This is a genomic window from Streptomyces sp. NPDC057702 (assembly GCF_042799315.1).
Classification (GTDB): Bacteria; Actinomycetota; Actinomycetes; order Streptomycetales; family Streptomycetaceae; genus Streptomyces.
The window spans coordinates 1-25,092 of the sequence record NZ_JBHVJC010000010.1; the positions used below are offsets into that span (position 1 = coordinate 1).

25 protein-coding genes are annotated in these 25,092 nt (G+C 72.1%); 7 read left to right on the forward strand and 18 right to left on the reverse strand.

From position 1 onward, the window contains the following. The first annotated feature begins 156 nt into the window (after positions 1–156). On the forward strand, positions 157–534 hold the full coding sequence (locus ACFVFR_RS09215) for an Imm51 family immunity protein (protein ID WP_383699080.1): 378 nt from the start codon (positions 157–159) through the stop codon (positions 532–534). 190 nt (positions 535–724) lie between these two features. On the opposite strand, the gene ACFVFR_RS09220 is transcribed toward ACFVFR_RS09215, so the two are convergent. From ACFVFR_RS09220 to ACFVFR_RS09255, 8 genes are all read right to left on the reverse strand, one after another. Beyond that, entirely contained in the window at positions 725–1,723 is a 999-nt protein-coding gene (locus ACFVFR_RS09220) for an acyl-ACP desaturase (protein ID WP_383699081.1), read from the reverse strand. A gap of 29 nt (positions 1,724–1,752) precedes the next feature. Beyond that, a complete protein-coding gene (locus ACFVFR_RS09225) occupies positions 1,753–3,204 on the reverse strand; it encodes an MFS transporter (RefSeq protein WP_383699083.1) in 1,452 nt (483 codons plus the stop codon). Positions 3,205–3,307: 103 nt separating this feature from the next. Next, positions 3,308–4,174 carry an alpha/beta hydrolase gene (locus ACFVFR_RS09230; RefSeq protein ID WP_383699085.1) on the reverse strand — a complete coding sequence of 289 codons (867 nt, stop codon included), beginning with the start codon at positions 4,172–4,174 and terminating at the stop codon, positions 3,308–3,310. Positions 4,175–4,364: 190 nt separating this feature from the next. Continuing rightward, entirely contained in the window at positions 4,365–5,282 is a 918-nt protein-coding gene (locus tag ACFVFR_RS09235) for a phytanoyl-CoA dioxygenase family protein (RefSeq protein ID WP_383699087.1), read from the reverse strand. A gap of 55 nt (positions 5,283–5,337) precedes the next feature. Next, complete coding sequence (gene hppD, locus ACFVFR_RS09240) at positions 5,338–6,402, reverse strand: 4-hydroxyphenylpyruvate dioxygenase (protein ID WP_383699089.1); 1,065 nt, start codon at positions 6,400–6,402, stop codon at positions 5,338–5,340. Further along, entirely contained in the window at positions 6,399–7,697 is a 1,299-nt protein-coding gene (locus ACFVFR_RS09245; protein WP_383699091.1) for a beta-ketoacyl-[acyl-carrier-protein] synthase family protein, read from the reverse strand. Before ACFVFR_RS09245 ends, hppD begins: the two co-directional genes overlap by 4 nt. Beyond that, positions 7,694–9,343, reverse strand: a complete 1,650-nt coding sequence (locus tag ACFVFR_RS09250; RefSeq protein WP_383699093.1) for an AMP-binding protein — start codon at positions 9,341–9,343, stop codon at positions 7,694–7,696. Before ACFVFR_RS09250 ends, ACFVFR_RS09245 begins: the two co-directional genes overlap by 4 nt. Positions 9,344–9,460: 117 nt before the next feature. After that, the gene (locus ACFVFR_RS09255) at positions 9,461–9,721 is read right to left on the reverse strand and encodes an acyl carrier protein (RefSeq protein WP_383699095.1); all 261 of its coding nucleotides are present in this window, start codon (positions 9,719–9,721) and stop codon (positions 9,461–9,463) included. 18 nt (positions 9,722–9,739) lie between these two features. Here ACFVFR_RS09255 and ACFVFR_RS09260 point away from each other — a divergent pair, with 18 nt between their 5' ends. Further along, positions 9,740–10,387 (forward strand): 4'-phosphopantetheinyl transferase family protein, encoded by a 648-nt coding sequence (locus tag ACFVFR_RS09260; RefSeq protein WP_383699097.1) that lies wholly within the window; start codon positions 9,740–9,742, stop codon positions 10,385–10,387. 3 nt (positions 10,388–10,390) lie between these two features. Here the strand turns inward: ACFVFR_RS09260 and ACFVFR_RS09265 are convergent, their stop codons facing one another. Next, positions 10,391–11,812: a class I adenylate-forming enzyme family protein gene (locus tag ACFVFR_RS09265; RefSeq protein WP_383699099.1), complete on the reverse strand. Its 1,422-nt coding sequence runs from the start codon at positions 11,810–11,812 to the stop codon at positions 10,391–10,393. A 274-nt stretch (positions 11,813–12,086) separates the two neighbouring features. Continuing rightward, a complete protein-coding gene (locus ACFVFR_RS09270; protein WP_383699101.1) occupies positions 12,087–13,163 on the reverse strand; it encodes an alpha-hydroxy acid oxidase in 1,077 nt (358 codons plus the stop codon). 177 nt (positions 13,164–13,340) lie between these two features. On the opposite strand from ACFVFR_RS09270, the gene ACFVFR_RS09275 reads away from it, so the two are divergent. The 5 genes from ACFVFR_RS09275 to ACFVFR_RS09295 all read left to right on the forward strand — a co-directional run bounded on the left by ACFVFR_RS09275 (position 13,341) and on the right by ACFVFR_RS09295 (position 17,669). Further along, on the forward strand, positions 13,341–13,985 hold the full coding sequence (locus ACFVFR_RS09275) for a TetR/AcrR family transcriptional regulator (protein ID WP_383699103.1): 645 nt from the start codon (positions 13,341–13,343) through the stop codon (positions 13,983–13,985). Positions 13,986–14,059: 74 nt separating this feature from the next. Next, positions 14,060–15,010, forward strand: coding sequence for an alpha/beta hydrolase (locus ACFVFR_RS09280; RefSeq protein ID WP_383699105.1), 951 nt, complete (start codon positions 14,060–14,062; stop codon positions 15,008–15,010). A 3-nt stretch (positions 15,011–15,013) separates the two neighbouring features. Then, positions 15,014–16,354, forward strand: coding sequence for a PLP-dependent aminotransferase family protein (locus tag ACFVFR_RS09285; RefSeq protein WP_383699107.1), 1,341 nt, complete (start codon positions 15,014–15,016; stop codon positions 16,352–16,354). A 118-nt stretch (positions 16,355–16,472) separates the two neighbouring features. After that, a complete protein-coding gene (locus ACFVFR_RS09290) occupies positions 16,473–17,075 on the forward strand; it encodes a TIGR03086 family metal-binding protein (RefSeq protein ID WP_383699109.1) in 603 nt (200 codons plus the stop codon). 183 nt (positions 17,076–17,258) lie between these two features. Further along, positions 17,259–17,669, forward strand: a complete 411-nt coding sequence (locus ACFVFR_RS09295; protein ID WP_383699111.1) for a holo-ACP synthase — start codon at positions 17,259–17,261, stop codon at positions 17,667–17,669. A gap of 41 nt (positions 17,670–17,710) precedes the next feature. Here ACFVFR_RS09295 and ACFVFR_RS09300 read toward each other — a convergent pair whose 3' ends face one another. The 8 genes from ACFVFR_RS09300 to ACFVFR_RS09335 all read right to left on the reverse strand — a co-directional run bounded on the left by ACFVFR_RS09300 (position 17,711) and on the right by ACFVFR_RS09335 (position 25,085). After that, entirely contained in the window at positions 17,711–18,775 is a 1,065-nt protein-coding gene (locus ACFVFR_RS09300; protein WP_383699113.1) for a TRM11 family SAM-dependent methyltransferase, read from the reverse strand. A gap of 3 nt (positions 18,776–18,778) precedes the next feature. Beyond that, positions 18,779–19,330, reverse strand: a complete 552-nt coding sequence (gene rsmD, locus ACFVFR_RS09305; protein WP_383699115.1) for a 16S rRNA (guanine(966)-N(2))-methyltransferase RsmD — start codon at positions 19,328–19,330, stop codon at positions 18,779–18,781. A 12-nt stretch (positions 19,331–19,342) separates the two neighbouring features. Further along, a complete protein-coding gene (locus ACFVFR_RS09310) occupies positions 19,343–20,203 on the reverse strand; it encodes a PIG-L deacetylase family protein (RefSeq protein WP_383699117.1) in 861 nt (286 codons plus the stop codon). Between the two features lie 22 nt (positions 20,204–20,225). Further along, positions 20,226–21,056, reverse strand: a complete 831-nt coding sequence (locus tag ACFVFR_RS09315; RefSeq protein WP_383699119.1) for a phytanoyl-CoA dioxygenase family protein — start codon at positions 21,054–21,056, stop codon at positions 20,226–20,228. Between the two features lie 67 nt (positions 21,057–21,123). After that, entirely contained in the window at positions 21,124–22,173 is a 1,050-nt protein-coding gene (locus ACFVFR_RS09320; protein ID WP_383699121.1) for a glycosyltransferase family 4 protein, read from the reverse strand. Then, complete coding sequence (locus tag ACFVFR_RS09325; RefSeq protein ID WP_383699123.1) at positions 22,170–23,153, reverse strand: UDP-glucuronic acid decarboxylase family protein; 984 nt, start codon at positions 23,151–23,153, stop codon at positions 22,170–22,172. The genes ACFVFR_RS09320 and ACFVFR_RS09325 overlap by 4 nt, the downstream gene beginning before the upstream one ends. Before the next feature lie 47 nt (positions 23,154–23,200). Next, positions 23,201–23,944, reverse strand: a complete 744-nt coding sequence (locus tag ACFVFR_RS09330) for an HAD family hydrolase (protein ID WP_383699125.1) — start codon at positions 23,942–23,944, stop codon at positions 23,201–23,203. Beyond that, complete coding sequence (locus ACFVFR_RS09335) at positions 23,928–25,085, reverse strand: 2-phospho-L-lactate transferase CofD family protein (RefSeq protein ID WP_383699127.1); 1,158 nt, start codon at positions 25,083–25,085, stop codon at positions 23,928–23,930. The genes ACFVFR_RS09330 and ACFVFR_RS09335 overlap by 17 nt, the downstream gene beginning before the upstream one ends. Positions 25,086–25,092 lie beyond the last annotated feature (7 nt).

Consider the following 25,092-nt stretch of genomic DNA (forward strand, 5'->3'; position numbering starts at 1 on the left):
GTGGGCTCGTTTTTGTGTATAAGAGACTGGGGGAGGGCGGCGGGCCCGCGCCGCGCGGGGAGCCGGGGGGAGCCCCGCGCGGCACGGGACGTCTCGCGGTCGCCGGCCGGGCCGGTGACCGGCCGTGATGTCGTACCCCCCGCCTACGATGGCCGCATGACGACCGACGTGACCGAGCCGACCGACCGCGAGAGCTTCGCGCCGCTGGTGTTCCTGGCGTACGCCCCCGGGTCGGGGCGCTACGGGCTGATTCTGAGCGACGACCACATGGGCGCCACCGCCGAGGCGTTCGACGCGCGCGGCCACCAGGGCGGTGGGTACGACTGGGAGGCCGTCGCCCGTGCGGCGATACAGGCACGCGAGCCGCGGCTCGCCGAGCGGGTCGCCTACGACTGCGAGGCGGGCATGTTCGCGGCGTACGGCACGGACGCCGAGGCCCTGCGGAGCCTGGGCGCGCTGCTGAGTGAGGCCCACCGCGATCCGGCCGTCCTGGCGGCGTATCTGGACGCCGCCGACCCCGACTGGTTCGACTGACCCGCCACGGCCCGGCGACCAGGCACGTCGCGAGGCCGCTGCCGCTGCCCGCGCCGGCGTCCACGGGGCGACGTGAAGGCGACGCACGGGGAGCCGACGCACGGGGAGCCGGCGCACGGGGAGCCGGCGTCGCGGGCGGTCGCGCCCACGACGCCGGCCCCCCGGGTCGTGCCGGGCCGAAGGCGGTTGCTCAGACGGCCGCCGTCGCGCGGCGGGCGCGCGCCGCGCGGATGCCCTCGCGCCGGGTGGTGAAGGAGGCCGCCTTGGCGTCCAGGCGCTCCAGGAACACGGCCAGTTCCTCCCGGGCCTCCTCGCCGGCCGGACCGAAGCCCGACCGCTCGAAGACCTGGAGCTTGCGCAGGATCGGCAGGACCACGTTGTCACGGTGCAGCCGTAGGTCGTAGATGCCCGCCAGCGCGATCTCCGCCGACTTGCGCCCGAAGTCCTTGATCGTGGAGCCGGGCATCTCGAAGCCGACGACGACGTCGCGTACGACCGCCATGGTGGTGTCGGGCGCCAGCTCGAAGGCGGCCTCGACCAGGTTGCGGTAGAAGACCATGTGCAGGTTCTCGTCCGCCGCGATCCGGCCGAGCAGCGCGTCGCACACCGCGTCGGTGCTCGCCCGGCCCGTGTTGCGGTGCGAGATGCGGGTGGCCAGCTCCTGGAAGGCGGCGTACGCGATGGCGTGCAGGGCGCTGTAGCCGTCGGGGCGGTCGTAGCCGGCCGACATGTGGGCCATGCGGGCGCGCTCCAGGGCGCGTGGGTCCACGGCGCGGGTCACCAGCAGGTAGTCCCGCAGGGCCGCGCCGTGCCGGGCCTCCTCCGCCGTCCAGCGGTCCACCCAGGTGCCCCACGGCCCGTCCTTGCCGAACTCGGCCACCGCGAAGTGGTAGCCGGGGAGGTTGTCCTCGGTCAGCAGGTTGACCACCAGCGAGGTGCGGGCCACCTCGGGCAGAGTGGCCTCCTGCGGCGTCCACTCCTGCCCGCCGAGCGGCCCGTCGAACTCCCGCCCCGCGCTCCAGGGGATGTACTCGTGCGGGAACCACTCCTTGGCGACGTCCAGGTGGCGGTGGAGGTTGTCCGCCACCACCGGCTGGAGTTCGCTCAGCAGCGAGCGCTCGGCGCGGACGACGGCGCGGTCGGATCGATCGATGGGCGGCATGGCGTTCTCTTCTCGTGTCGTGGACACAGCGGGAACTCCCGCTAGCGGTACGGGTGTTACGGGCGACCCGCCACCCGGGAGCGGATCGCGGGCGCGGCGCCCACGGCGGCCAGCGACCCGATCGCGCAGGCGAGGAACACCTGGAGATAGCCCTGGTCGTCCAGGGGACTGTGGCGCTCCAGGATCGCGGCCAGGGCGGCGATGCCCAGCGCGCCGCCGACCTGACGTGTCGTCATCAGCAGCCCGGAGCCGGAGGCGAAGCGGTGCGGCTCCAGCGAGGCGGTGGCCGCGTTGGAGATCGCCGTCAGGGCCGCCCCGATGCCCAGGCCCGCCAGCACGCCGATGGGCAGCCACAGGGCCAGGTACTCGCGTTCGGTGCCGAGCAGGAAGTACATCGCGGCACAGGCGGCGCCGAAGAGCGCGGAGCCGACGGCCACCGCGGCCCACTGCGCCTGCGGGCCCACCCGGCGGCCGACCACGGTGGCTCCCACGGCGGCGGCGAAGGCTCCCGGCGTGACCGCCAGGCCCGCCTTCAGCTCCGAGTAGCCCCACACGGCGTTCAGGAACAGCAGGGTGCTCAGGAGGTAGGCGTACATGGCCGCGCCGAACAGCAGCGAGGCCACGTTGGTGGCGGCGAAGGTGCGGCTGCGCCACAGGTCCCACTCGATCGCGGGCGCCGGGTGTCGCCGGGAGGTGAGGAGGGCCGCCCCGAGCAGGACGGCGCCGCTGAGCAGCAGGCCAAGGACCCGGGCACTGCCCCAGCCCCACTCGGTGCCCTGCGTCACGCCGAAGACGACGCCGCCGACGCCCAGGGCCAACGCGACGGTGCCCGCCGGGTCGGGCAGCCGGCGTCCGCTGGGCGCGTCGCCGGCCAGCCGGGCCGCGACGGCGGCGATGGCCGCCCCGATCGGCAGGTTGATCAGGAAGACGCTGCGCCACCCCCAGACGTCCACCAGCAGGCCGCCCAGGCTCGGACCGACGGCGGCGGCCATGCTGCCGACCGCGCCCCACACGCTCAGGGCCACCTGCCGGCGGGCGGCGGGCGTGTGCTGGAGCACCAGGCCGAGCGCCGAGGGGATCATGCCCGCCGCCGCCACGCCCTGCAGCGCGCGGGCCCCGATCAGCATCGGGACGCCCACCGCCAGCCCGCTCAGCGCCGAGGCCAGGGTGAAGAGCACGGTGGACCAGACGAAGAGCCGCTTGCGTCCGATCACGTCGGCGGTGCGGCCGGCGACGGCCAGCAACGCGGCGAAGACCACCGTGTACGCCGTGATGATCCAGGTCAGATGGGACAGCGAGGCGTCAGGGAAGTCGGCCCGCAGGTCGGAGAAGGCGATGTTGACGATCGTGGTGTCGAGAACCGCGAGGAAGGTGGCGCCCGACGCGACGAGCAGGGCGAGCTTGGCCGTGGCGGCGCCCTGGGGGGAGTCCGGCCGCGACGGCTCGCCCCCCGACGCGTCACCCGCGGGTGGGCCGACGTCGGGGGAGTGGGGTGAGGCGGTGGTCATGCGGGAGGGTCCCTTCGCCAGCGAACGCGCAGAGGTCGTGGTCGCGCGGGGCGTCGGCGCACGGTCGACACCCGACGCCCGGCAAAACTAAACGATCGTGCGTTTATTTTAAAGGGAGGTCCGGGGCCGCGCCGATGAACTCCAGCGCGCTGTCGATGACCGCCGTCTCGCCGAGCACCTTCCGGTGGCCGAGACCGTGCGTGATGACCAGATCCACCCGCTCGCCGTACGCCGCCCGCAGCGCGTGGGCGTGCGCCAGGGGCACCATGGCGTCGTCCGCGTCGTGGATGACCCGCATCGGCACCTGGATCTCCGCGCTCGCGCGCGTCGCGTCGAACAGCGCCCACGGGTCGCCGACCCGCGCGAACAGCCGGTGCTCGATCCGCTCGCGCAGATCGTGCCGCAGACCGGGCGAGAGGCCCAGCAGGCGGGCGAAGGCGTCGGGGAAGTGGTCGAAGTCCTTGACCGCCGCCACCGTCACCAGCCGCCGCGCCCGCACACCACCGCGCAGCGCCAGCAACGCGCTGGTGGCGCCCAGCGAGTGGGCGACGATCGCGTGGAAGTCGCCGTGCCGCTCCTGGAGCGCGCCGATGATCTCGCGGTACTCCAGCACCGTCGTCGTCCGCCCCGCCGAGTCGCCGTGGCCCGGCGCGTCGAAGGACACGGCCGTCAGGCCCAGCGCCTCCAGGCGCGGCACGAACCCGGCATACCGCGAGGCCCGGGACTGCCAGCCGTGGACGAGCAGCACCGGACGCTGACCCGTACCCCACCGGTAGCAGCGCACGCGCTTGCCAGCCACCGTCAACTCCTCGACGCTGGCCCGCTCGTGGACGGCGCGCTCGCGCGCCAGCACCTCGCCGCGCCGAAGCGGATAGCGAAACAGCGCGAACGCCGCCCGGCCCGCCAGCCCCGGGGCCGGGCGGGCCAGCGCGTTCAGGGCCGCCCCGACCAGCGGCGCCGCGCGGCTCACGGGCGCCCCGGGGCGGCGGGCGGTGGGGTGGTGGGGGGCGGGGTCCGCATCGGCTGGGCTCGCTTCTGGTCGCATGGGTGGGGGAGGGCCCGCGCTCGCGCGGTGCGCCCCGGGTGCCCCGCCCCGCGCCACGGGGGCACGGGGCGGGGCACCCGGCCGGGAGCGGTGCGGCTCCGCGTGCGCGGGTGTGTCAACGGCCGCTCCACAGCAGCGGCAGGAACTCGGGGTCGCCGTAGTCGGGCGTGCCGTCGGCGTTCCTGCGCACCAGGACGTCGTGGTTGTACGAGACGGGCGTGCCGTCCGAGCGGGTGAAGGCGCGGTAGCGGTTGTCGGCGTCCTGGAGGTGGAAGGAGATGGCCCGGCGCGGCCGGTCGCTCACGTTCGGGCCGCTGCCGTGGTAGGTGCGGCAGTGGTGGAAGCTGACGTGGCCGCGCGGTATGCGCATCGGGATCTTGCGCACCTCGACGCCGTTGTACCGGGCGTTCTCCTCCAACATGGTGTCCAGCTCGCTCCGGTCGCGCTCGGCGAAGTGCAGCGACGTCGCGTCGTTGGCCGCCGTCTCGCGCCACCGGTGGCTGCCGTCGACCATGGTGATGGTGCCCATCTCCTCGTCACAGTCGTGGAAGGGGATGAACGCGGTCAGCATCCGCTCCGAGGTGGAGTTGGCCCAGTAGTGCCGGTCGAAGTGCCAGGGCACGACGTTCGAGGGCTCACCGGCCACCGGCGGCTTGTAGATCAGCGTGGACTGGAAGACCCGGATCGCCTCGGCCTGGGCCAGCCGGGCGGCCACCGCGCCCAGCAGCGGCTTGCGCAGGACGCGGCCGATCGTCTCGTCCTCGTAGTGGATGTAGTCGTTGTGCCGTTGCACGGCGCCGTGCTCCGGCTCCCAGTAGGCGAGCTTGGGCGGGCGCGTGGGCAGGGTGCGGTCGCGGTGTCCGCCGTAGAAGCGCTCGCTGGCCGAGACCAGGAGTTCGGTCTCCTCGTCGGTGAACAGCTTCTTCGACAGATACCAGCCGTGCTCGGCGTAGGCGGCGACGTCCTCGTCGGAGGGCAGGAGCGCGCGCTCCTCGTCGGTCAGCGTGAAGGCGGCTGCGTCCTGAACAGTCACGGGATTCCTTACGTGCCAGGGGTGCGGGTGCGGGGCGGCGGGGTGACGGCCTGGCTCAGGCCGTCACCTCCTCGCGGGCCACGGCCTCGTAGAGGGCCTTGATGTTGCCGCTGCCGAACGTGCGGGCGCCGTGCCGGTCGATGACCTCCCAGAAGAAGGTCCGCCGTACGTGCGGGGACTGGGTGAAGATCTGGAAGACCTGACCCCAGTGGTCCTGGTCCACCAGCACGTTGGTGCGACGCAGGTCCTCGACGCGCAGGTCGGGGCTGCCGAGACGGCTGGTGAGCTCGTCGTAGTACGCGTCGGGGGTGTCCAGGAACCGCACGCCGCGGGCTTCGAGGGCGGGCACGGTGGCCACGATGTCGTCGGTCAGCAGCGCCAGGTGCTGCACGCCGGCGCCGCCGTGGCTGGCCAGGAAGGTGTCGATCTGGCCGGGCCGGCGGTCGGTCACCGGCTCGATGAGGGTGAAGGTGATCTGGCCCGAGGGGCTCTGGACCACCTTGGAGTCCATGGCCTGCTCGCCGACCTCGATGAACTCCTCGAAGATCTGGCGGAAGCCGAAGACGCGCTCGTAGAAGGCGACGGTGGGACCCAGTTGGCCGGCGGGCAGGCAGATCGCGGCGTGGTCCACGGTGGTCAGCGACTGCTGACTGGGGTCGGGGTCCTCGGTGAAGATGTCCATCGCCCCGGGCAGGAAGTCGCTCCGGTCCCCGCCGCGCTGCACGAAGCGGTGGGCGACGTCGCCGAAGCCCAGCACGGAGGCGGTGACCACCTCGGCGCCCGCCCGCCGGAAGGTGGCCGGCCGCTCGACGGCCACGGCCCCCCGCTCGGTGGCCGTCGCGAACGCGTGCTCCGCGTCGTCCACCGCGAAGGCGATGTTGGCCACCCCGTCGCCGTGGCGGGCCACGTACTCGGCCACCGGGTGCCCGGGGGTCAGCGCGGAGGTGAGCACGACGTCGATGTCTCCCTGGCGCAGCAGCAGGGAGCGTTGGTCGGGTCGGCCGGTCTCGGGGCCGGACTGGCCGCACAGCCGGAATCCGAACGCGGTGCAGAGGTAGAACGCCGACTGTTGCGCGTCGCCGACGTAGAACTCGACGTGGTCGACAGCTCCGATGTTCACGCGGATGAGCCCTTCTCTAAGGTCGTGACCGGCTGCTTCTTCCGGGTGCTCGCCGCGCCGAGGAGCAGGCTGACGTTGTGGCCGCCGAAGGCGAACGAGTTGGAGATGACGGCCTCGACCGGCTGCTGTCGAGCCCCGCCCCGTACGTGGTCCAGGTCGCAGCGCGGGTCGACCTCGTCCAGGTTGTGGGTGGGGGGCAGCTCGCCCCGGGTCAGGGCCAGCGCGCAGATGGCCGCCTCCACCGCGCCGGAGCCACCCAGCAGGTGGCCCGTCATCGACTTGGTGCTGCTGACGGCCGGCGCGTGGTCGCCGAAGACCGCCCGCACGGCCTTGGTCTCGGCGATGTCGCCCAGCTTGGTGGCCGTGCCGTGCGCGTTGACGTAGCCGATGTCGCGCGGCGTGAGGCCGGCGGTGGCCAGCGCCCCGCGCATGCTGTGCGCGGCGCCCTCGCCGTCGGGTCGGGGCGCGGTCGGGCGGTAGGCGTCGGTGGTCGCGCCCCAGCCGAGCAGGTCGGCGTAGCCGGCGGCGCCCCGGGCGTCCGCGTGCTCGGCGCGCTCCACGACCAGCACGCCCGCGCCCTCGGCCAGCACGAAGCCGTTGCGACGCTGGTCGAAGGGGCGGCTGGCCTGCTCCGGGTCGTCCCAGCCGCTGGCCAGCGCGCGGGCGTGCGCGAAGGCCAGGGCCGACGTCGGGTTCAGGGGGGCCTCGGCGCCGCCGCAGATGACGACGTCGGCCTCGCCGTAGCGGATCAGCCGGGCGGCCTCCGCGACGGCGTGCGCCCCGGCCGAGCAGGCGGTGGCGATGGCCGAACTCCAGCCGCGCGCACCGGTCTTGATGGCGATCCGGGCGGCTGCCATGTTGGGCAGCATGCCGGGCAGCAGGTAGGGGCTGACGGCGGTGGGCCCGCGCTCGGCCCGTGCCCGGGTCTGCTCCTCGTAGGTGGTCAGGCCGCCGGCGCCGCTGGAGACGACCACCGCGACCCGGTGCGGGTCCACGTCCTGGCCCACCACCAGGCCGGCGTCGGCCAGCGCGTCGTCGGCGGCGGCCAGCGCCATCAGGGCGTACCGGTCCACCAGCCGCCCCTCACTGGGGGGCAGCACCTCGCGGGCGGCGATGTCCGGGGCGATGCCGGCCGAGCCAACGGTCCCCTCCAGCAGGTGGCCCGATGGCGGCCGGCGCAGCCCGGAGGTGCCCCGGCAGAGCGCGTCGAAGAGGTCGGCCGCGCCCCGGCCCAGCGGCGTGAAGGTGCCGAGCCCGGTGACCACCGGGCGCGGGTGCGCGGCGCCGGCGCTCATACCGCCACCGCCCCGGTGGAGCTCTCGCGGCCCAGCAGTTCGCCGTCCAGGAAGCGCTGGCGCAGCAGGAACTTGCGGACCTTTCCGGTCGCCCCGAGCGGGATGCGGTCCGGGTCCACGACCACGACGCGTTCGACGGTGGCGGCCACGTGCGGTTCCAGAGCGGCCAGCACCTCGCTGGTGCGGTCGCCGTCCTGGTCGGCCCCCGGGTCCAGGACCAGCAGGACCGAGGTGATGACCCGGCCCTGGCTGGGCACGGCCACCACGGTGCACTCCCACACGTCGGCACAGTCCGCCAGGACGCGCTCCTCGCACAGCATCGTGTAGAGCTTGTCGCCGTCGCCCAGGTCGACGGCGTCCGCCGCCCGGTCGACGTGGTAGTAGTAGCCGTCCTCGTCGTGGAAGACCAGGTCACCGGTGAGGAAGTAGCCGTCCCTGCGGGTGCGGTAGGTGGTCACCGAGTCGTTCCAGTAGCCCAGCGAGAGGGTGGGCGCGTTGATCGCCAACTGCCCCACCCGGCCGGGGCCCAGGCGCTCGCCCGCGTCGTCCATGACGGCCACGTCGGAGAAGGCGTGCGGCTTGCCGATGCACCGCCCGTAGCGGCTGGTGTCGGGGGTGTGGGTGATGAAGAACTGGGAGTGGCCCATCTCCGAGGAGCCCAGGCCGTCGACGAAGAAGGAGCCGGGGCGGCGGACGCGGCCCTGCGAGGTGACGGCCTCGCGGGTGCCGGCGGCCACCAGCTTGCGCACGTGGGCCTCGTGCGCGCAGTCGCCGGTGTTCCACCAGGTGCGGATGGAGGACAGGTCGCGTGTGCTCAGGTCCGCGCCCGCCAGCTCCGACCAGGTGGTGGCGAAGCCCAGGACGCTGTGCGGCTGCCAGCGCTCGATCGCGTCCAGCACCGGGCCGCCGTCCTGCTGGGAGAGCACGGCGAGCTGGGTGCGGTTGGTCAGCGCGAGGTTGACGGCGATGACGGTCGCCGCGTGCGCCGAGGGCAGCACGCCCAGCATCCGCTCCAGTCCCTGCCCCTTGGGCAGCGAGAGGCGGTGCCGGATGGCCGCGAAGAGGCTGTGGTGCGAGTGGGTGACGGCCTTGGGTAGACCGGTGGTCCCCGAGGAGTGGGTGATGACGACGGGCTCGCTGCCGTGGTGCCGGTAGGGCGCGGGCGCCTCGGCGGGCTCGCCGGCGCCCAGCTCGGCCGGGTCGGCCAGATGCGTCGCGGTGCTGCTCACCCCGGCCAGGGCCTGGCGGTGCGCGGCGTCGGCGATCACGCCCACGGCTCGCAGCCGGGCGATGTACTCGCTGGCCTGCTCGGCGGGCAGCCGGCCGTTGACGAGGGCGGGGATCGCGCCCAGCCGCACCAGCGCCAGGTAGCTGAGCACCTGGTCGGCCGCGGCGGTCGACCAGACGGCGACCGGGTCCCGGGGGCGTACGCCCAGCGCGTGCAGCGCCGCGGCGCGGGCGGCCACCCGCTGCCCGAGGTCGGCCAGCGACAGGGCCTGCCAGGCCGGGTGGCCGTCCACCTCGGTGTCGAACGTGAGCGTCGGGTCGGCGAGGCCGGTGCCCTTGTCCAAAAGGGTGGTCAAGACGTTGCCGACGCCCAACTGCTGGTCGGCCGCGAGTTGCGCGCGCTCGTTCTTCGGATTCATTGCCGGTGACTTCGCTTTCTCGATCGTCCCTGTCGCATGCGACCTGCTCGCCGCTCCCGCCCGCGGACCACGGGCGGCAGCGCACGTGGTCGCGGGCGGATCGACGTCGGTGGAGCCCTACTTGGCCGCGGTCGCCGAGGCGCGCTGGACGATCTCCTTGACCAGGCCGGCGATGGTCAACAGGGCGACGGACTCCATCTCGTCCTCCTCGAACTTCACGCCGTAGGTGTCCTCCACCTGGATGGCTATCTCGGCGACCGACAGCGACTCCAGGTCCAGCCCCGAGGGGCCGAGCGGGGTGTCGCCGGTGACCTCGGTGACGTCGTAGTTCATGTTGTCGAGGGCCTCGATGACGAACTTCTCAACCTCTGCGGACATTTGATTGACTCCCTCTTCATGGATGGGCACCCGGGGTCGGCCCCGGACACGGTGACGGTGCTGTGGTGCACGACGAACGGGGACGAGCGCCGGTTGGCGCACACCCTGGTGGTGCGGGCCGCAGCGCGAAGGCTGCGCGTCCCCTCGTCGGAGCTCTGGTTGGACCACGAACCCGGTGGTCGCCCGGTCCTCGGCGGGGCCGGTGCGGCACTGCGGGTGAGCCTGGCCCATGCGCGGGGAGCGCTGGCCGTCGCGGTGACCGACCGGGCTGTGGTGGGGGTGGACGTGGAGGTGGTACGTGAGCTGCGGGCCGAGGCACTGGCCCGCTCCTGGCTGCACCCCGCCGAGGCGGAGTGGGTCACCGGCCTGGCCGAGGACGCACGCTCGGCGGCCTTCCTGTGGTTGTGGACGCAGAAGGAATCGGTGGGCAAGGCGCGAGGGCGGGGGTTGCGGCGCGGCGGGATGAGCCGCCGGGTGCCGCTGGCGCCGCAGTGGCCGCCCGAGGGTGACTGGACGCCGCGCCCACTGCCCGGGGAGCCGGAACTGGCCGCGTCGGCGGCCCTGGTGGGCGGGGGGCGCTACGTCCTTGGCGTGGCCGTGGACCGGGGTACGGGCGCGAGCCCGCGGGTCCAGGTACGCCGGGTCCCGGCGGCCGAGGTCATCTGAGGCTCAGACCGAGGACGCCGAGCGCACCGCCGCGCGCAGCACCTCCGCGTTGCGCACCGGCTTGCCCGTGGCGGTGCGCGGCAGTTCGGGCAGGACGTGCAGGGTGCGCGGCCTCTTGTAGGGGGCCAGGCGGGCCGCGAGCGAGTCGGTGAGGGCGTCGAACACGCCGGGCTCCCGCACGGTCACGAAGGCCTCGATGCCGGTGCCGTGCACGACCACGGCGTCGGTGACGCCCGGCAGCGCGGAGATGGACGCCTCGACCTCGGTGAGGTCCACCTTGAGGCCGCCGACCGAGACCTGGGAGTCCAGCCGGCCGTGCACGGTGAGCAACCCGGTGTCCGGGTCGAGCTCGCCGGCGTCCTTGGTACGCAGCCAGCCGTCCACGAACCGGGTCCGGTCGGTGCGCCCCACATACGGGCTGGCCGGCAGGCCGAGCAGGATCTGGCCGTCCTCGACACGGACCGGCAGGCCGTGCACGGGGGTGAGTCCGGGACTGCTCGCGCCGGTCAGGTCGGTCGCGATGACGCCCGCCTCGGTCATGCCGTACATGACGCCGAGTTCGGCGCCGTACCCACGGGTGAAGCGCTCACGGACGCCGGCCTTGACGAGCTCGCCGCCCACGATCATGCGGCGCAGCTGCGGGAGCCGGGGCGGGGTCTGGGCGGCGGCCAGGACCGCCGCCTGGGAGGGGACGCCGAGCAGGGTGGTCGGCTCCGGGCCGGCGGCGACGGCGCGCAGGATGCCCTCCAGCGTCTGCGTCCGTGGCAGGACCACCTGAGCGCGGGCGGCGAGCCCGTGCAGCAGCCCGCCGACCAGGCCCAGGACGTGGATGATCGAGGCCAGCACCACGGTGCGCTCGCCCTGGGCGGGGAAGCCGTCGAGCCGGGCGTAGCGATCGAGTTCGGTGCGCAGGCTCTCGACCGTGCGGCCGATGACCTTGGAGGGGCCGGTCGAGCCGGAGCTCAACTGGAGCAGGATGTGCGGGGTGTCGGCGGGGCGGCCGGCGTCCAGCGCGGTGACCCGCGTGGTGACGTCGACGTATCCGCGCAGCGTGCCGGTGACCTTCTCCGTCGGCTCGGCGACCACCTGCGGCGCGAGCCGCGCCAGGGCCTCGTCCACCTCGTACGGGGTCAACCGGTAGTCCAGGAGCGCGACTTGGGCGCCCTGGCGCCAGCCCGCCAGCATGGTGACCACACAGCTCAGCGAGGGGGGCACGCGTACGGCCAGCGAGCCTCCCATGGTCAGCCCGGCGGCCTGGAGGCGCTCCTGTTCGTGCGCGACGAGCTGACGCAGCTCCGCGCGGCTGACAGGGTCGCCCAGATGGAGAGCGATTTCTTGTTCGTTTCCTCCGAGCAGTACGTCATCGACCCAGGCCCGTCCACCACAATCAGGCCGCTCGGGTGCCGCTCTACCAGCTTCCCCCACCGGAATCTCTCCCCTGTAGCAGATGTCGAACTACCGAAACCCCCGATGGCACGACGCCGTCCACTGGTGGTTTCGGATGTGCCGGCCGCCTTCTTTCCCCCCGGCGGCGCAGAATCATCGTTGCTCACTACCATTGAGTAATCAAGCGGAGTTCTTCGCGAACCCCTATAACATGCACAACACGTTCCGCAATTGACAGCGGGCACGTCGAACCGCCCTTTCATCCAGCGCGGTGAAAGGGAATGGGATCGGGTGATCCGCTGTCCTTTCTAGATCATTTCCGTGAAATACCCGAGGGTCGGAACGCGTGGACGTCCGGAGTTCCCATCAGGGCCATCACCTCGTCGAACTCCCGCATGAGCGTGCGCAGGACGGCCGCGACGCCGTCGCTGCCCGAGTGTGCCAGACCCCACAGTGCCGGCCGTCCGACGAACACCGCGTCCGCGCCCAGGCATAGCGCCTTCGCGATGTCGGCGCCGTGGCGAATGGCGCCGTCCAGGATCAGCTGGCAGCGCCCTGCCACGGCTTCGGCGATCTCCGGGACCGCGTCGGGCGCGGGCGTCGCGAAATCGAGTTGTCGGCCGCCGTGATTGGAGATGACAAGTGCGTCAACGCCGTATTCCACGGCAAGTTCGGCGTCCTCGGCGGTGAGTACGCCTTTCAGGACCAGCGGTAGGTCGGTGCGTTCCCTGAGCCAGGCCAGGTCCTTCCAGGTAATCGAGGAGTCGAACTGTTCCCGCGAATGTCGCGCGATGGCGGATTCGCCGGCACTGGCCGTATGGGCGGCGGCCATGACGGCCGGGTCGATATTCACCGCGCGGATGCCCTCCGGCACGGTGAAGCCGTTGCGGACATCGCGGGGGCGGTAGGCGACCCGAGGCGCGTCGACCGTGAGGACCAGGGCGCGGTACCCGGCCTCCTCGGCCCGTCGGATCAGGTCGAGCAGCGGCTCGCGCCGGCGCAGCCAGTAGAGCTGGAGCCACAGGGGCCCGGTGGCCGCCGCGGCGATCTCCTCCAGGGTGCGGCTGGCGAACATGCTGACCGTCAGAAGCGTGCCGCTCTCGCCGGCCGCACGCACTGTCGCCAACTCTCCTTCGGGGTGGGCGAGTTGATGATAGGCCATCGGGGCGATACCCAGGGGGGCCGGTAGGGGTGCTCCCAGGAGCGCGGTCTGCGCGCGACAGTGGGACACGTCCACCAGGCACCTGGGGCGCAGAGTGATCCGGTCCAGTGCCTCCCGGCTGCTGACCAGCATCGACTCGGTCCCGCTGCCCCCCGCCAGGAAGTCCCACACGGGTCGCGGCAGTCGTTCCCTGGCCGCGGTCTCGTACTCGTAGAGCGTCAACTCCACTGGTGCATCCCCCCGTCGTCACTCGCGTCGCGTGCTTCGACCCTGTACGCCAACTAACCGCACGGGCGTACACTAACCGAACTCTCCCACATGTCCGCACGGTCGTCCACTTAGTCGGGCGGCTGGTCGGTTCGACCATGACGCAGACCCCAGGTGGGAGCATCGAGGAGGTGTCCCTTGGCGACGACGCACACGGACGGACGGATCGAACGCGGAAACCAGACGCGGCGGTTGATCCTCCAAAGAGCCGTCAACATCGCATCGGTCGAAGGGTTGGAGGGGCTCTCGCTCGGCCGCCTCGCCGGCGAACTCCGCCTCAGCAAGAGCGGCGTGTTCGCCCTGTTCGGCTCGAAGGAGGAGTTGCAACTCGCCACGGTGCGGACCGCCATCAAGATCTACGTCGAGCACGTGGTGCACCCGGCCCGCGACCTGCCGGCGGGTCTGGGGCGGATATGGCACCTGTGCGGCAACTGGCTCACCTACTCGGAGCAGCGCGTCTTTCCGGGAGGCTGCTTCTTCTACTCGGTCTCGGCCGAGTACGACGCCCGCGAGGGCAAGGTGCGCGACGCGGTCACCACGGCGCACGGCAACTGGTTCTCCCTCCTGGAGACGGCCATCGACCAGGCCCGGCGGGCGGGGGAGGTCCGCGAGGACACCGACATCCCCCAACTCGCCTTCGAGCTCGTCGCCCTCCTGGAGACCGCCAACGCCGAGTCCGTCCTGCACCACAACAACACCAGCTACCAGAAGGCGACCAAGGGCATCCGCGCGCGCCTGCGCGGCGTCGCCACCGACCCGTCCCTGCTGCCCGACGCGCCCTGACGCCGCCCGCCACCACCGGCCGGCGGTGCCCCGCGAGCGACGAACCCGGCTCGCGACCACCACACGGAGAGACCATGCCCCTCGAACCACACACGCAGGCCCTGTACGACCGGCGCGCGGCCCAGGCCGTCCGCCCCCTGTACACCATGACGCTCGCCGAGGCGCGGGCCGCCGACCTGGCCGCCGTCCAGGCCGACGCCGGCACCCCCGAACCGGTCGAACAGGTCCTGGACGAGTCCATAACGGGTCCGGCCGGCCCGCTGCCCGTCCGCCTCTACCGCCCCGCCGGGCAGGGCCCGCTGCCCGTGCTCGTCTACTACTTCGGCGGCGGCTGGACGCTGGGCTCGCTGGAGACCGGCGACGCCATCTGCCGCGCCCTGGCCAACGCCACCGGCTGCCTGACGGTCGGCGTCGGCTACCGCCTCGCCCCCGAGAACCCCTTCCCCGCGGCGCCCGAGGACTGCTTCGCCGGCCTGCGCTGGGTCGCCGAACACGCCGCCCGCTTCGGCGGCGACCCCGCCCGGCTGGCCGTCGCCGGCGACAGCGCCGGCGGCAACCTGGCCGCCGCCGTGACGCTGATGGCCCGCGACGCCGGCGGGCCCGAGCTGCGTGCCCAGGTGCTCGTCTACCCGAACACCGACTACCTCGCCGACACCCCCTCCCGCCGCGAGATCACCGACCCGCTGCTCTTCAACGACAAGTCGGTGCGCTGGTACTGGGACAACTATCTGACCAGCGCCGACGACGGAGGGCACCCGCTGGCCTCGCCGCTGCGCGCCCCCGACCACGGCGGGCTGCCCCCGGCGCTGGTGATCACCGCCGAGTACGACCCCCTACGCGACGAGGGCGAGAGCTACGCCGCGCGCCTGCGGGAGAGCGGGGTCCGCGCCGAAGCGGTCCGCTACCCGGGAGTGACCCACGGCTTCTTCGCCATGGCCGGCGCGGTCCCCGCGGGCCGTCACGCCGTGGACCGGGTCGCCGCCTATCTGCGTACCGCCCTGTCGGGCACCGAGGCGAAGGGCTGAACCATGACCGAGACCACCGCCCCCGCGCCCCCGGCGCGCCCGCTGGCCCTGGGCGACCTGCACGGGGCGCTGAGCGATCCGCTGCTGGACGCGATGAACTTCCTGAACGAGGTCGTCGCCCGCTTCCCCGACGCGCTGTCCTTCGCCCCCGGCCGGCCCGCCGAGGGCGCCTTCGAGGTCGAGGACCTGCCGCGCTACCTGCGCGCCTACACCGACTACCTGGAGAGCGAACGAGGCTGGACGCCCGAGCGGGTGCGGACCCAGCTCTTCCAGTACGGGCGCACCAACGGCGTCATCCACGACCTCATCGCCCGCACCCTGGCCAACGACGAGCGCATCCACGTCAGCCCGGAAGCGGTGGTCGTCACGACCGGCTGCCAGGAGGCGATGCTGATCACGCTGCGGGCGCTGTTCGCCCGCCCTGAGGACACCCTGTTGGTCAGCTCGCCCTGCTACGTCGGTGTCACCGGAGCCGCCCGGCTGCTCGACATCGCGGTGCGCCCGGTCCCCGAGGGCGCGCACGGGCCCGACCCCGCCGAGGTGCTGGCCGCCGTGCGTCGCTGCCGGGAGGCCGGCGAGCGCCCACGGGCCCTGTACGTGGTGCCGGACTTCGCCAACCCCTCGGGGGCGAGCATGAGTCTGGCGGCCCGCCACCAGCTGCTGGAGCTCGCCGAGCGGGAGGACCTGCTGATCCTGGAGGACGACCCGTACGGGTTCTTCGTCCGCGCGGGCTCGCCGCTGCCCACGCTCAAGGCGCTGGACGAGCGGCGACGGGTGCTGCACCTGGGCTCCTTCGCCAAGACGGCGCTGCCCGGCGCGCGGGTCGGGTACGTCGTCGCCGACCAGGAGGTCATCGACGCCACGGGGCGGCGGTCACTGCTGGCCGACGAGCTGTCCAAGATCAAGAGCATGACGACGGTCAACACCTCGGCCATCAGCCAGGCCGTCATCGGCGGGTTGCTCGTGACCTCCGGCTGCCGGCTGCGGGAGGCCAACGCGGGAGCCATCGCGCACTACCGCACCAACCTGTCGACCGTCCTGGAGGAGTTGGAGCGGCACTTCCCCGCCGGGCGGCGGCAGGCACTGGGGGTCGGCTGGAACGAACCGACGGGCGGCTTCTTCCTCGTCGTGGACGTACCCTTCCCGGCCGACGTGAAGGCGCTGGAACGATCGGCGCAGGACTTCGGTGTGCTGTGGACCCCGATGTCCGACTTCTTCCTTGACGGCGGCGGGGAGTACCAACTCCGACTCTCGTGCAGCTCCCTGGCCCCGGACCAGATCGTCGAGGGCGTGCGCCGGCTCGCCCGCTTCATCGAGGCCCAGGTGGCGGAGGCGAACGCGTAGCGAACGGCGGGGCTCGCGCGCGGGTCCGGCCATCGACGGCCGGACCCGTCTGCGCCCATAACTAAACGGACGGTCGTGCTATTGTCTCGACAGTCATCGCTCGACCAAAGGGGGCCGCGTGGACATCCGCAAGCTCGACCGGACGGCTGTGCTGGAGACGGTGCGCATCCTCGGCCAGGCGTCCTCGCGCGACTGGGACCAGCCCACCCCCTGCGCTGACTGGACCCTGCGCGAACTGGTGGCGCACATGGCCGGCCAGCACCACGGATTCGCCGCCTCGGCCACCGGTGGCGGCGCGGACCTCGCCGACTGGCGACCCAGCGCACTCGGCGACGATCCGCTCGCCACGTACTGCGCCGCCGCCGAGGTGGCCCTGCACGCCTTCGCCCGACCCGACGTGCTGAGCGCGGAGTTCGCGCTCCCCGAGATCAGCGCCACCCGACGCTTCCCCGCCTCCCTGGCGATCGGATTCCACTTCCTGGACTACGTGGTCCACGGCTGGGACGTGGCCCGCACGCTCGGGGTGTCACTGGAACTGGACGAGGAGACGCTGCGCGCCGCGAGCGCCATCGCGCTGCGCGTGCCGGACGACGAGCGTCGCCTCAGTCCCACCGCGCTCTTCCGTCCCGCCCTGCCCACCCGCCCGGACGGCCCCCCGCTCGACCTCATCCTGACCTCGCTCGGCCGCTCCCCGGACTGGTCCGCCCCCGCGAACCGCTGAGGCCCCGGCGCTCCTCCGGCCCCGGCGCGGCCACCGCTCCCGTCCGCCCGGCCCCGCGCCTCCGGACGCGCGGCCGGCCAGCCGCGCGCACCGGATCACGGCGCGTGGACCCCCCGTCCGGCGCGGGCGCTCCCGGCCCGGGGCGTGGCCGGCGCCCGGCCCCGACCGTACGAGGATCCCAGCGTGCCTTCCTCACCCGTCCCCGCACGAACGCTGTCCACCGGATTCGACCTCCAGTCCGTCGCGGAACTACGCGACCGACCACGACTGCGCCACAGCAGCGCGCTGTTCAGCCCCGGCGAGCGCGCCCACTGCCACACCCGCCCCGACCCCAACGTCTGGCTGACCGGGGTGCTCTCGGCCAAGGAGGCGTTCGTCAAGGCCGCCGGCTCCCTGGGCGGCGCCCCCGGGCACTCCTTCCGTGAGATCGAGGTGGTGTACGGCGACGCCGGCGTGCCCCGACTCCATCTGCACGGTGAGATCGCCCGATGGTGCCAGGAGCGGAGCATCACCATCGACGTATCCATCAGCCACACCGGCGACATGGCCGGCGCGGTCGTCGTCCTCCTGGCGGGGGAGCGCGTCGGGCCCTGACGTCGGGGCGGCACCCGGGGCCGGCCGCTCCGGGAGACGCGTCAGCTCTCGCCGCGGCGCTTGCGGCGGCGGTCCACGCGACGGGACTTCTGGGTGTACTCGATGACGTAGGCCGTGGGGTGCAGCCCACCGCTGGTGACCTGGACCTCCTTGATCACGTGAATGCGCCGGGTCTCCTGGACCGCCTGCTGGAGCAGCCGTTTGTCCTCGGTCAGCAGGACCGCGCGGCCCTTGGGGTGCAGTACTCGGGCCAGTTCCGCGAGGAAGCGGGGGTAGAGGCGGCTGTTGACCTCGTGCGAGCCGACTCGCTTGCCGAACGGCATGTTCGAGATGACCCGGTCCACGGAGTGGTCCGCCAGCGGCAGGGCCTCCGCCCGGGCCTGACCCAGCAGGCAGGGGCGCCGCGCCCGCTCAAGATTACGACCGGCCACCTCGAGCGCCTTGAGCGAGATGTCGGTGCCCAGCAGGCACGCCCCCCTGTCCACGGCATCGACCTCGGTCAACAGTGTCCCGGAGCCGCAGAACGGGTCGTAGACGGTGTCCTCGGCCCCCGGTTTGGCGAGCTGGACGAGCAGGCTGCCGACGACCGGGTTGACCGAGGCGGGAATGCGGTGCAGCTTCGGGTAGCGGCGCGAGCGGTGCATGGCCCCGACCTCGGCCAGCACGCACCGGTCGTGCTCGGTGATGTTGACGTCCCACGCCCTGGGGGCGTTCACCCAGCCCAGCTTGCCGCCGACGCCCTCGATGAGGGTGCCGCGCCCCTCGATGTCGTCGACCCGGTAGGCCGGCGGGCCCGACAGCGTGCTGATCACCCCGCCCGCGGCCGAACGCTCCAGCGTGGCCAGCGCGTCGGCGAAGCCGCCGATCCGGGCGTGCTCCGCCTCGTCCAGCACCACCGAGAGCGTGGAGAACATACGCAGCGGCAACAACTGGGACAGCCTCCCCTCGAAGTCGCAGAACACCGAGTCCCCCGTACGCCGAATGCCGGTCAGCGTCGGCGCGCCGATGTCGTGGCAGTGCTGGAGGAGACGGTCCACCACCCCGGGGAGGCTGGTGAGGTGAATACGGTCCCGCACCGGGGAGTCCAGATCGGTTTCCCTGAGCATCACTTAGCCTCCGAATCGGGCGTAGGAAACGGCTGTGTTCCCGTATCGCCGTACCTTGAGCGACTCCAGACCCTTCGGCCACTGAATCGGGTCACTGCGGTGGGAGTGCTCGACGGCGACGACCGCGTGCGGAGTCAGCCACCCGTTCTCGGAAAGCAGTACGAGCTCGTCGTGAGGCGTTTTCGCATAGGGCGGATCCATGAACACGAGGTCCTTGGGGTCCGCCGGCGAGGAAAGCCAACCCAGCACGTCACCTGGAACGACATGACAGGAATCAGTAAAGTCAAGTTCCGAGATATTACCCCGGAGCACGTCGAGCGCATGGCGGGACTTCTCCACGAAGACGGCGTGCCCAGCGCCCCGGGAAAGCGCTTCCAAACCGACTGCGCCGGAGCCAGCGTACAGATCCATGACGTGCGCGCCCTCCATCTCCAGCAGGGAATAGAAAGTGGAGAAGATGGCCTCTCGCACCCGGTCCGCCGTGGGGCGCGTTTCCGCTCCACGCGGAACAGTGATGCGGCGACTCCCGCGGCTACCTGCGATAATTCTGGGCACCCATCGAGGATCTCATATCGCCGCGTGGCCCTGAACCGCCCACCAGAGCCGTTCCGGGCACCAGAGACGCTCGGCCGGCAGATCAGCGCGCGCGCCGACCACCTCCGCGCGAGCCCGTAGCTCCGCCAGCGCGTCGGTGTCCGGCCACACTGCGGGAAGCTGGGACGCGTAGCGGGCCGCCGCGGCCGACTTGGCCTCCCAGTCCGCCTCCGTGAAGGACAGCGGCACTGGGAAGCGGCCGGCCACCTCGGCCGAACCGGTGGCCGCGTAGGGCAGGTCCTCGTAGAACACCAGATCAGGCCCGCCTGCGCCGACCACCGCGGTCAGGGCGGTGCTGACCAGCACGTGATCGACGTGCCGGCCGATACCGGCAGGGCCGATGATCAGCGAGGGCTCCAGGTCCGAGACGACCCGCGCCAGCTCGCGCCGCGCGTCCCGCACGGCCGGGTCGTCTTCCCGTGGAGCGCCCGCGAAGACGGATTCCACCGTCGGGTAGAGGGGCTCGCCGCCCGGGGTGGTGCGGAAGACCGCGTCGGGCACCGGCAGGTGCACCGGGCGCGCGCCGACCTCCCGCAGGGCCGAAGCGTCCTCGGCGCGACGGCCCGCGACAGGACCGTCCGCTCCCAGCCCCCACAGGCCCACCAGGTGGCGGGCGAACGGTGACTCGACGGGCCGTGCCGGGTCGCCCGCGCACACGGTGGCCACCACCGTGCGCACGCCGGCACGGTGGGCGGCGGCCAGCGTCCCCCCGGCCGACAGCACACAGTCGTCCAGGTGCGGAGACACGAAGAGCCAGGGGCGCTCCCGGTCCGTGTGCGCTGCCCTGAGCAGGGTCGTCACGTCGATGGGCGCGCCGTCCGCGTGTATGGCCACAGCTTTCCCTCCCGTGTCGTGGTCAGGTTCGGGCGTGCGGATACCGGCGCGCCAGGGCAGACCGCAGCTCGTCGGTCCATCCGTTCCAGTCGGCGGCGGGGAAGCCGAGCAGGCGGCGCTGTTCGTCGTCCAGCCGGCCGACCAGCCGCTGGAAGCCCTCCAGGTGCGCGTAGCTGGGCCAGCTCCGCTGTCCGCACCACTCCGCGTCCGCCCGGCGGAACATGACGGTGAACATCGTCCGGACGGCACCGGGCTCGGTCAGGTCCGTCGCGCGGTGCCAGGTGTCGGTGGGCAGAACGAGGGTGTCCCCACGCCCGGCCCGCAGGAGTCGCTCCTGGGCGTACACCCGCGCGTTCGTCGCCCGGTCCAGTTCGGTGATCTCGGGAGCGATGTATGGGGCCGCGGTACGGGGCACGACCGCAGTCGGGCCGTTGCCGGGGGTCACGTCGTCCAGGTAGGTGAGGAACGCGATCTGGTACGGAGCTCCCGAACCGGTTGGGGTCAGTAGGTCCTGGTCCCGGTAGTCACGGTGCAGAACCTGCTCGTAGTCCGCCCGTCCACCCGTCTTGCGCCACACGTTGTACTTCGTGAGCCGCACGTCGTCGGTTCCCAAGACCTCGCGGGCCCACTGCGCGTAGCTGGGGTGAAAGGCCAGGTCGTCCAGTTCCTCGTGGTAGAGGGGCCCACTCACGAAGGTGCGCCAGGGGCTCTCCTCGCCGCCCTTCTCGCCGGCCCCGGACTCGGCCGATCGCTCGGCGTAGAACCCCTCGACCGCCCTTCCGACGCTCGCGAGGGCGCTCTCGTCGAGGAATCCCGGCAGTACGAGAAAGCCCTCCTCCGTCAGCTTCCGCACGTCAACCACCATCACAGACAACCCCCTTGCCCAGAAGAATCAGAATCACAGCACAGCGCATGACGCCTCATGCGGAATCCAGCAGATCCCGGTAGATCTCCTCGTACCGGTCCGTCATATGGGAGACCGTGAAGTTTTGCTCCACGCGCGCCCGGCATCGATCCGGGGAGATCTCCGCGAGCCGGTGCACCGCACGGCACTGGTCCTCCTCGGTGTCCGCGACGAATCCGGTGACTCCGTCGACGACCACCTCCGGAAGAGCGCCCCGGCTGGTGACGATCACCGGTGTGCCGCAGGCCATCGCCTCGATGCAGACCAGGCCGAAGGTCTCGGGTCCCTTGGACAACATCAGCACACCACGGGCCCGGCGCAGCAGCTCCAGCCGGACCTCGCCGCCCACCTCGCCGACGAACTGCACGTCCTGCCCCAGGCAGGGCCTGATCATCCGCTGGAAGTAGTCCTCGTGCCAGGGAGGCACCGGGCCGGCGATGACGAGCGGCACCCCGGCTCGGCGGGCGACATCGATCGCCTCGCGGACCCCCTTGTGGTCCCCGATCTGACCGAGGGCCAACAGGTAGTCGTCATGGCCCCGGTCGAGCTGGTACTCCTCGACCCGTATGCCCGGTTGCGCGACCCCCACGACCTTCAGGTGTCGCATGCGCCGCAGTTGCGAGCGTGACTGGACGACGTAGCCGGCGTCGCCCATGCGCCCGGTCAGATCGTGGTCCCGGTAGGTGAAGAAGTGCGCGGTCGTCAGCGCGACACGACAGTCGGCGGCGAAGCTGGCGGCCTGACCGCTGAAGAGGTTGTGGTTGTGCATCACGTCGAAGCCGGTGATGTCCCGCATGCTCAACAGCGCGTGCATCCAGTCCTGCCCGACGTTGACGAACGCGGGATCGGGAAAGTCGAACGCGGCGTGCAGCACTCCGCGGGTCCTGGAGTCCCCGGTGGCGTACAGGTGCACCTCGTGCCCCCGGGCCACCAGTTCGTCCGTCAGGTCCGCCACGATGCGGTTGATGCTCCCGTAGGCGACGGGCGGCGTGCTCTCGTGAGGCGTCGACACCTGGGCGATGCGCAACGGCGCCGCCGGCGCCGGGCCCTTTGCCCGTTCCCTCATGCCCGCCCGCCGTGGCCGACGTACGTGGCCTCGGCCGCGCCCCCGCCAAGCCGCGTTCGGTACCACGCGATGGTGTCGGTCAGCGCCTGCTCGACGGGTGTGCGCGGGGTCCAGCCCAGGGCGCTCTCGGCGTAGGAGATGTCGGGCCTGCGGACCTCGGGATCGTCCTGCGGCCGGGGTATGGAGACCAGCTCCGCGTCGGAACCGGTGAGCTTCTGAACCCAGCGCGCCAGGTCGAGCATGGAGATCTCGTACGGGTTGCCGATGTTGACCGGCCCCGACAGATCGCTGCGAAGGAGTCGGACGATACCGTCGACGAGATCGTCGACGTAGCAGATGGAACGGGTCTGTGTGCCGTCGCCGGCCAGCGTGAGGTTCTCTCCGCGCAGCGCCTGGCCGACGAAGTTGGGGATGGCACGGCCGTCGTCGACCCTCATGCGTGGCCCGAAGGTGTTGAAGATGCGGACGATGGCGGTGTTCACGCCGAAGTAGTCGCGGTACATCGTCGTCGCCGCTTCGCCGAACCGCTTGGCCTCGTCGTAGCACGACCGCGGGCCCACGGGATTGACGTTGCCCCAGTAGCTCTCCGGTTGCGGATGCACGAGAGCGGTGCCGTAGACCTCCGACGTCGAGGCCAGCAGGAAGCGAGCTCCCTTCGCCTTGGCCAGGTCCAGTGCGTTGAACGTTCCGAACGAGCCGACCTTGAGCGTTTCCACCGGGAACTTCTGGTAGTCGACGGGGGAGGCGGGGGAGGCGAAGTGGAGGACGGCGTCCACCGGTCCCTCCACGTGGAGGCCCTCCGAGACGTCGGCCGTCACCAGTTCGAAGGCGTCCGCGTCCGCGAGGTGCGCGACGTTGTCACGCGCTCCCGTGAGGAAGTTGTCCACGGCCACGACGTGGTGTCCGTCGGCCAGGAGCCGATCGCACAAGTGAGACCCCAGGAAACCCGCGCCCCCGGTGACTACGGTTCTTGTCTGCATTGCCGATTCTCCTCGCGCGTTCATCCGTTTTCCTTCCACAGGGGTCGTCATGCGCGTGTGTGCGCGATCGCCGCACGCAGGGCGTCGTCCATGTGCGAGATCACCTCCCGCGCGCCGGCAGCCAGCAAGCTCCGCCCGCCGTCGGCCGCGTAACCCACACAGCACACCCCGGCCGCGGTGGCCGCTCGCACGTCGTTGAGCGAGTCCCCGATCAGAACGCAGGCGTCGGCCTCCGCGCCGAGCAGCGAGAGGCCACGCAGTACCGGTGCGGGGTGGGGCTTCATCGTCAGCGGTTGGGCGAACACCCGTCCCATGACGCCGACGACGCAGCCCTCCAGTCGGGCCCGCTCCAGGTAGATCCTGACCGCCTCCGCCGAGTTGTTGCTCACCACGACCACGGGCACCCCGGCCTCGCGCATGTCGCGCAGTGCCCTGTCCGCGCCCGCCGTGGCCCGCGCGACCCGGGCGGCGTCGGCCTCGACAGCGCACATCATCTCCTCCAGGGCCCGGGTGACCTCCGTCTCTCCCGACGTGGCGGCGAACCGCAGCGACTCCAGCGGGTCACCCAGCAACGGCGGCGTGGTCGGTACCGTCAGGCCGCGCGAGCGCATGAAGTCCGTGAAGCGCTGCGCCAGACCCGGAAGGGCGGAGCTCGGCAGCAGCTCGCAGACAGGCCCGTCGAAGTCGAGCAGCACCGCCGGGCGTTCACGGGCGGGGGTGTGCGCGCCCACGTCATCGACCCGTCCCGCCGGTAGGCGGCGCAACGCCCCTCGGTCAGCCTGCCAGAGCACGGGCCACCTCCTCCGCGAGGGCGGCGCCGTCGTGCACGCCCGGCCGTTCCTCCAACTTGGCGTAGCGGACGCGATACTGGGAGGCCAGCCGCTCGTGGTCGGCCGGTATCAGGTCACCCCAGGCGTACCCTCCCGACCGCCGCTGCTGGACGTCGCAGATGACGGTGTCGGCGATCGGTGCGGGGGCGTCCGTCGGGTCGGCCGCCCACTGGCGCTGGGCTCGCGCCAGGGCCAGCGCGCTGCCGTGCACGGTGGTCGCCTCCTGCTCCTGCCGGAGGTTGGCGACGATGACGCGCCGTGCCCTTTCGTTCGCCTCCAGCAGGGGTCCCACGATCGCGGCCGTGGGCACGAGGCTGGAGAAGAGTGTGCCCGGCGCCCAGATCACCCGTTCTGCCTGGGCGATGGCCCGGGTGGCCGCCGCGGTGGTCGTCGGTCGCTGGGACCGGGAGAGGACCTCCCGGGAGAGCTCGGGGTCGCCGCCGGACAGCGGCTCCAGCTCCGCGCGGTCGGAGCCCGTCAGGAAGCACACCTGGGCCACTGGCTGGCGGCTGCCCCGCTCACACACCTGCCACTCGTGGAAGAGCACGGTGCCGTCGGTCAGCACGCTGGTGAGGTGGAGCGGCTCCTCCGTCACCGTCACCACCCTGGCCGGCAGGTCCAGCAGGCTGTGCAAGGCGTCCAACGCCGCCTGGAACCGGCCTCCGTGGTACGTACGAGCCCCGACCAGTACGGCGTTGCGCACCGCCGTGTCGGCCAGTGGGAGCGTTCCGTCAGCGACGGGCGGCAACGCCGCGAAGGACTCCACGTACATGTCCAGTTGCTTGCTCACCTGACTCGGGACGCTCCCGAGGTCGAGGCCGCCACGTGTCCACTCGGCCAGCGAGCGCGGTGTGACCCCCGCCGGAACACGGAGCGAGAGCCAGCGCGCGACCGCCGGAAGTGACTCGGCGACGAGCGTGGAGACCACCTTCCCCATGTCCGAGGGACCGAGGATGCCCAGTGCCCGGCGGATCGCTCCCGTGCTGTACCCGTCATCGAAGGCATTGACCAGAAAGGTCGTCTGCCCACCGCTGTGGAGCAGGTGGTGCGCGATCGACTTCGTCCCCGTGCCACCCGCGAACACCGCTGTTCTCACTGCCATCCCCTCC

Coding starts and splice junctions, on each gene's coding strand:
- ACFVFR_RS09215 (WP_383699080.1), top strand. CDS start 157: ATGACGACCGACGTGACCGAGCCGACCGACCGCGAGAGCTTCGCGCCG.
- ACFVFR_RS09225 (WP_383699083.1), bottom strand. CDS start 3,204: ATGACCACCGCCTCACCCCACTCCCCCGACGTCGGCCCACCCGCGGGT.
- ACFVFR_RS09245 (WP_383699091.1), bottom strand. CDS start 7,697: ATGAGCGCCGGCGCCGCGCACCCGCGCCCGGTGGTCACCGGGCTCGGC.
- ACFVFR_RS09250 (WP_383699093.1), bottom strand. CDS start 9,343: ATGAATCCGAAGAACGAGCGCGCGCAACTCGCGGCCGACCAGCAGTTG.
- ACFVFR_RS09255 (WP_383699095.1), bottom strand. CDS start 9,721: ATGTCCGCAGAGGTTGAGAAGTTCGTCATCGAGGCCCTCGACAACATG.
- ACFVFR_RS09260 (WP_383699097.1), top strand. CDS start 9,740: ATGGATGGGCACCCGGGGTCGGCCCCGGACACGGTGACGGTGCTGTGG.
- ACFVFR_RS09280 (WP_383699105.1), top strand. CDS start 14,060: ATGCCCCTCGAACCACACACGCAGGCCCTGTACGACCGGCGCGCGGCC.
- ACFVFR_RS09285 (WP_383699107.1), top strand. CDS start 15,014: ATGACCGAGACCACCGCCCCCGCGCCCCCGGCGCGCCCGCTGGCCCTG.
- ACFVFR_RS09300 (WP_383699113.1), bottom strand. CDS start 18,775: ATGCTCAGGGAAACCGATCTGGACTCCCCGGTGCGGGACCGTATTCAC.
- ACFVFR_RS09320 (WP_383699121.1), bottom strand. CDS start 22,173: ATGAGGGAACGGGCAAAGGGCCCGGCGCCGGCGGCGCCGTTGCGCATC.
- ACFVFR_RS09325 (WP_383699123.1), bottom strand. CDS start 23,153: ATGCAGACAAGAACCGTAGTCACCGGGGGCGCGGGTTTCCTGGGGTCT.
- ACFVFR_RS09335 (WP_383699127.1), bottom strand. CDS start 25,085: ATGGCAGTGAGAACAGCGGTGTTCGCGGGTGGCACGGGGACGAAGTCG.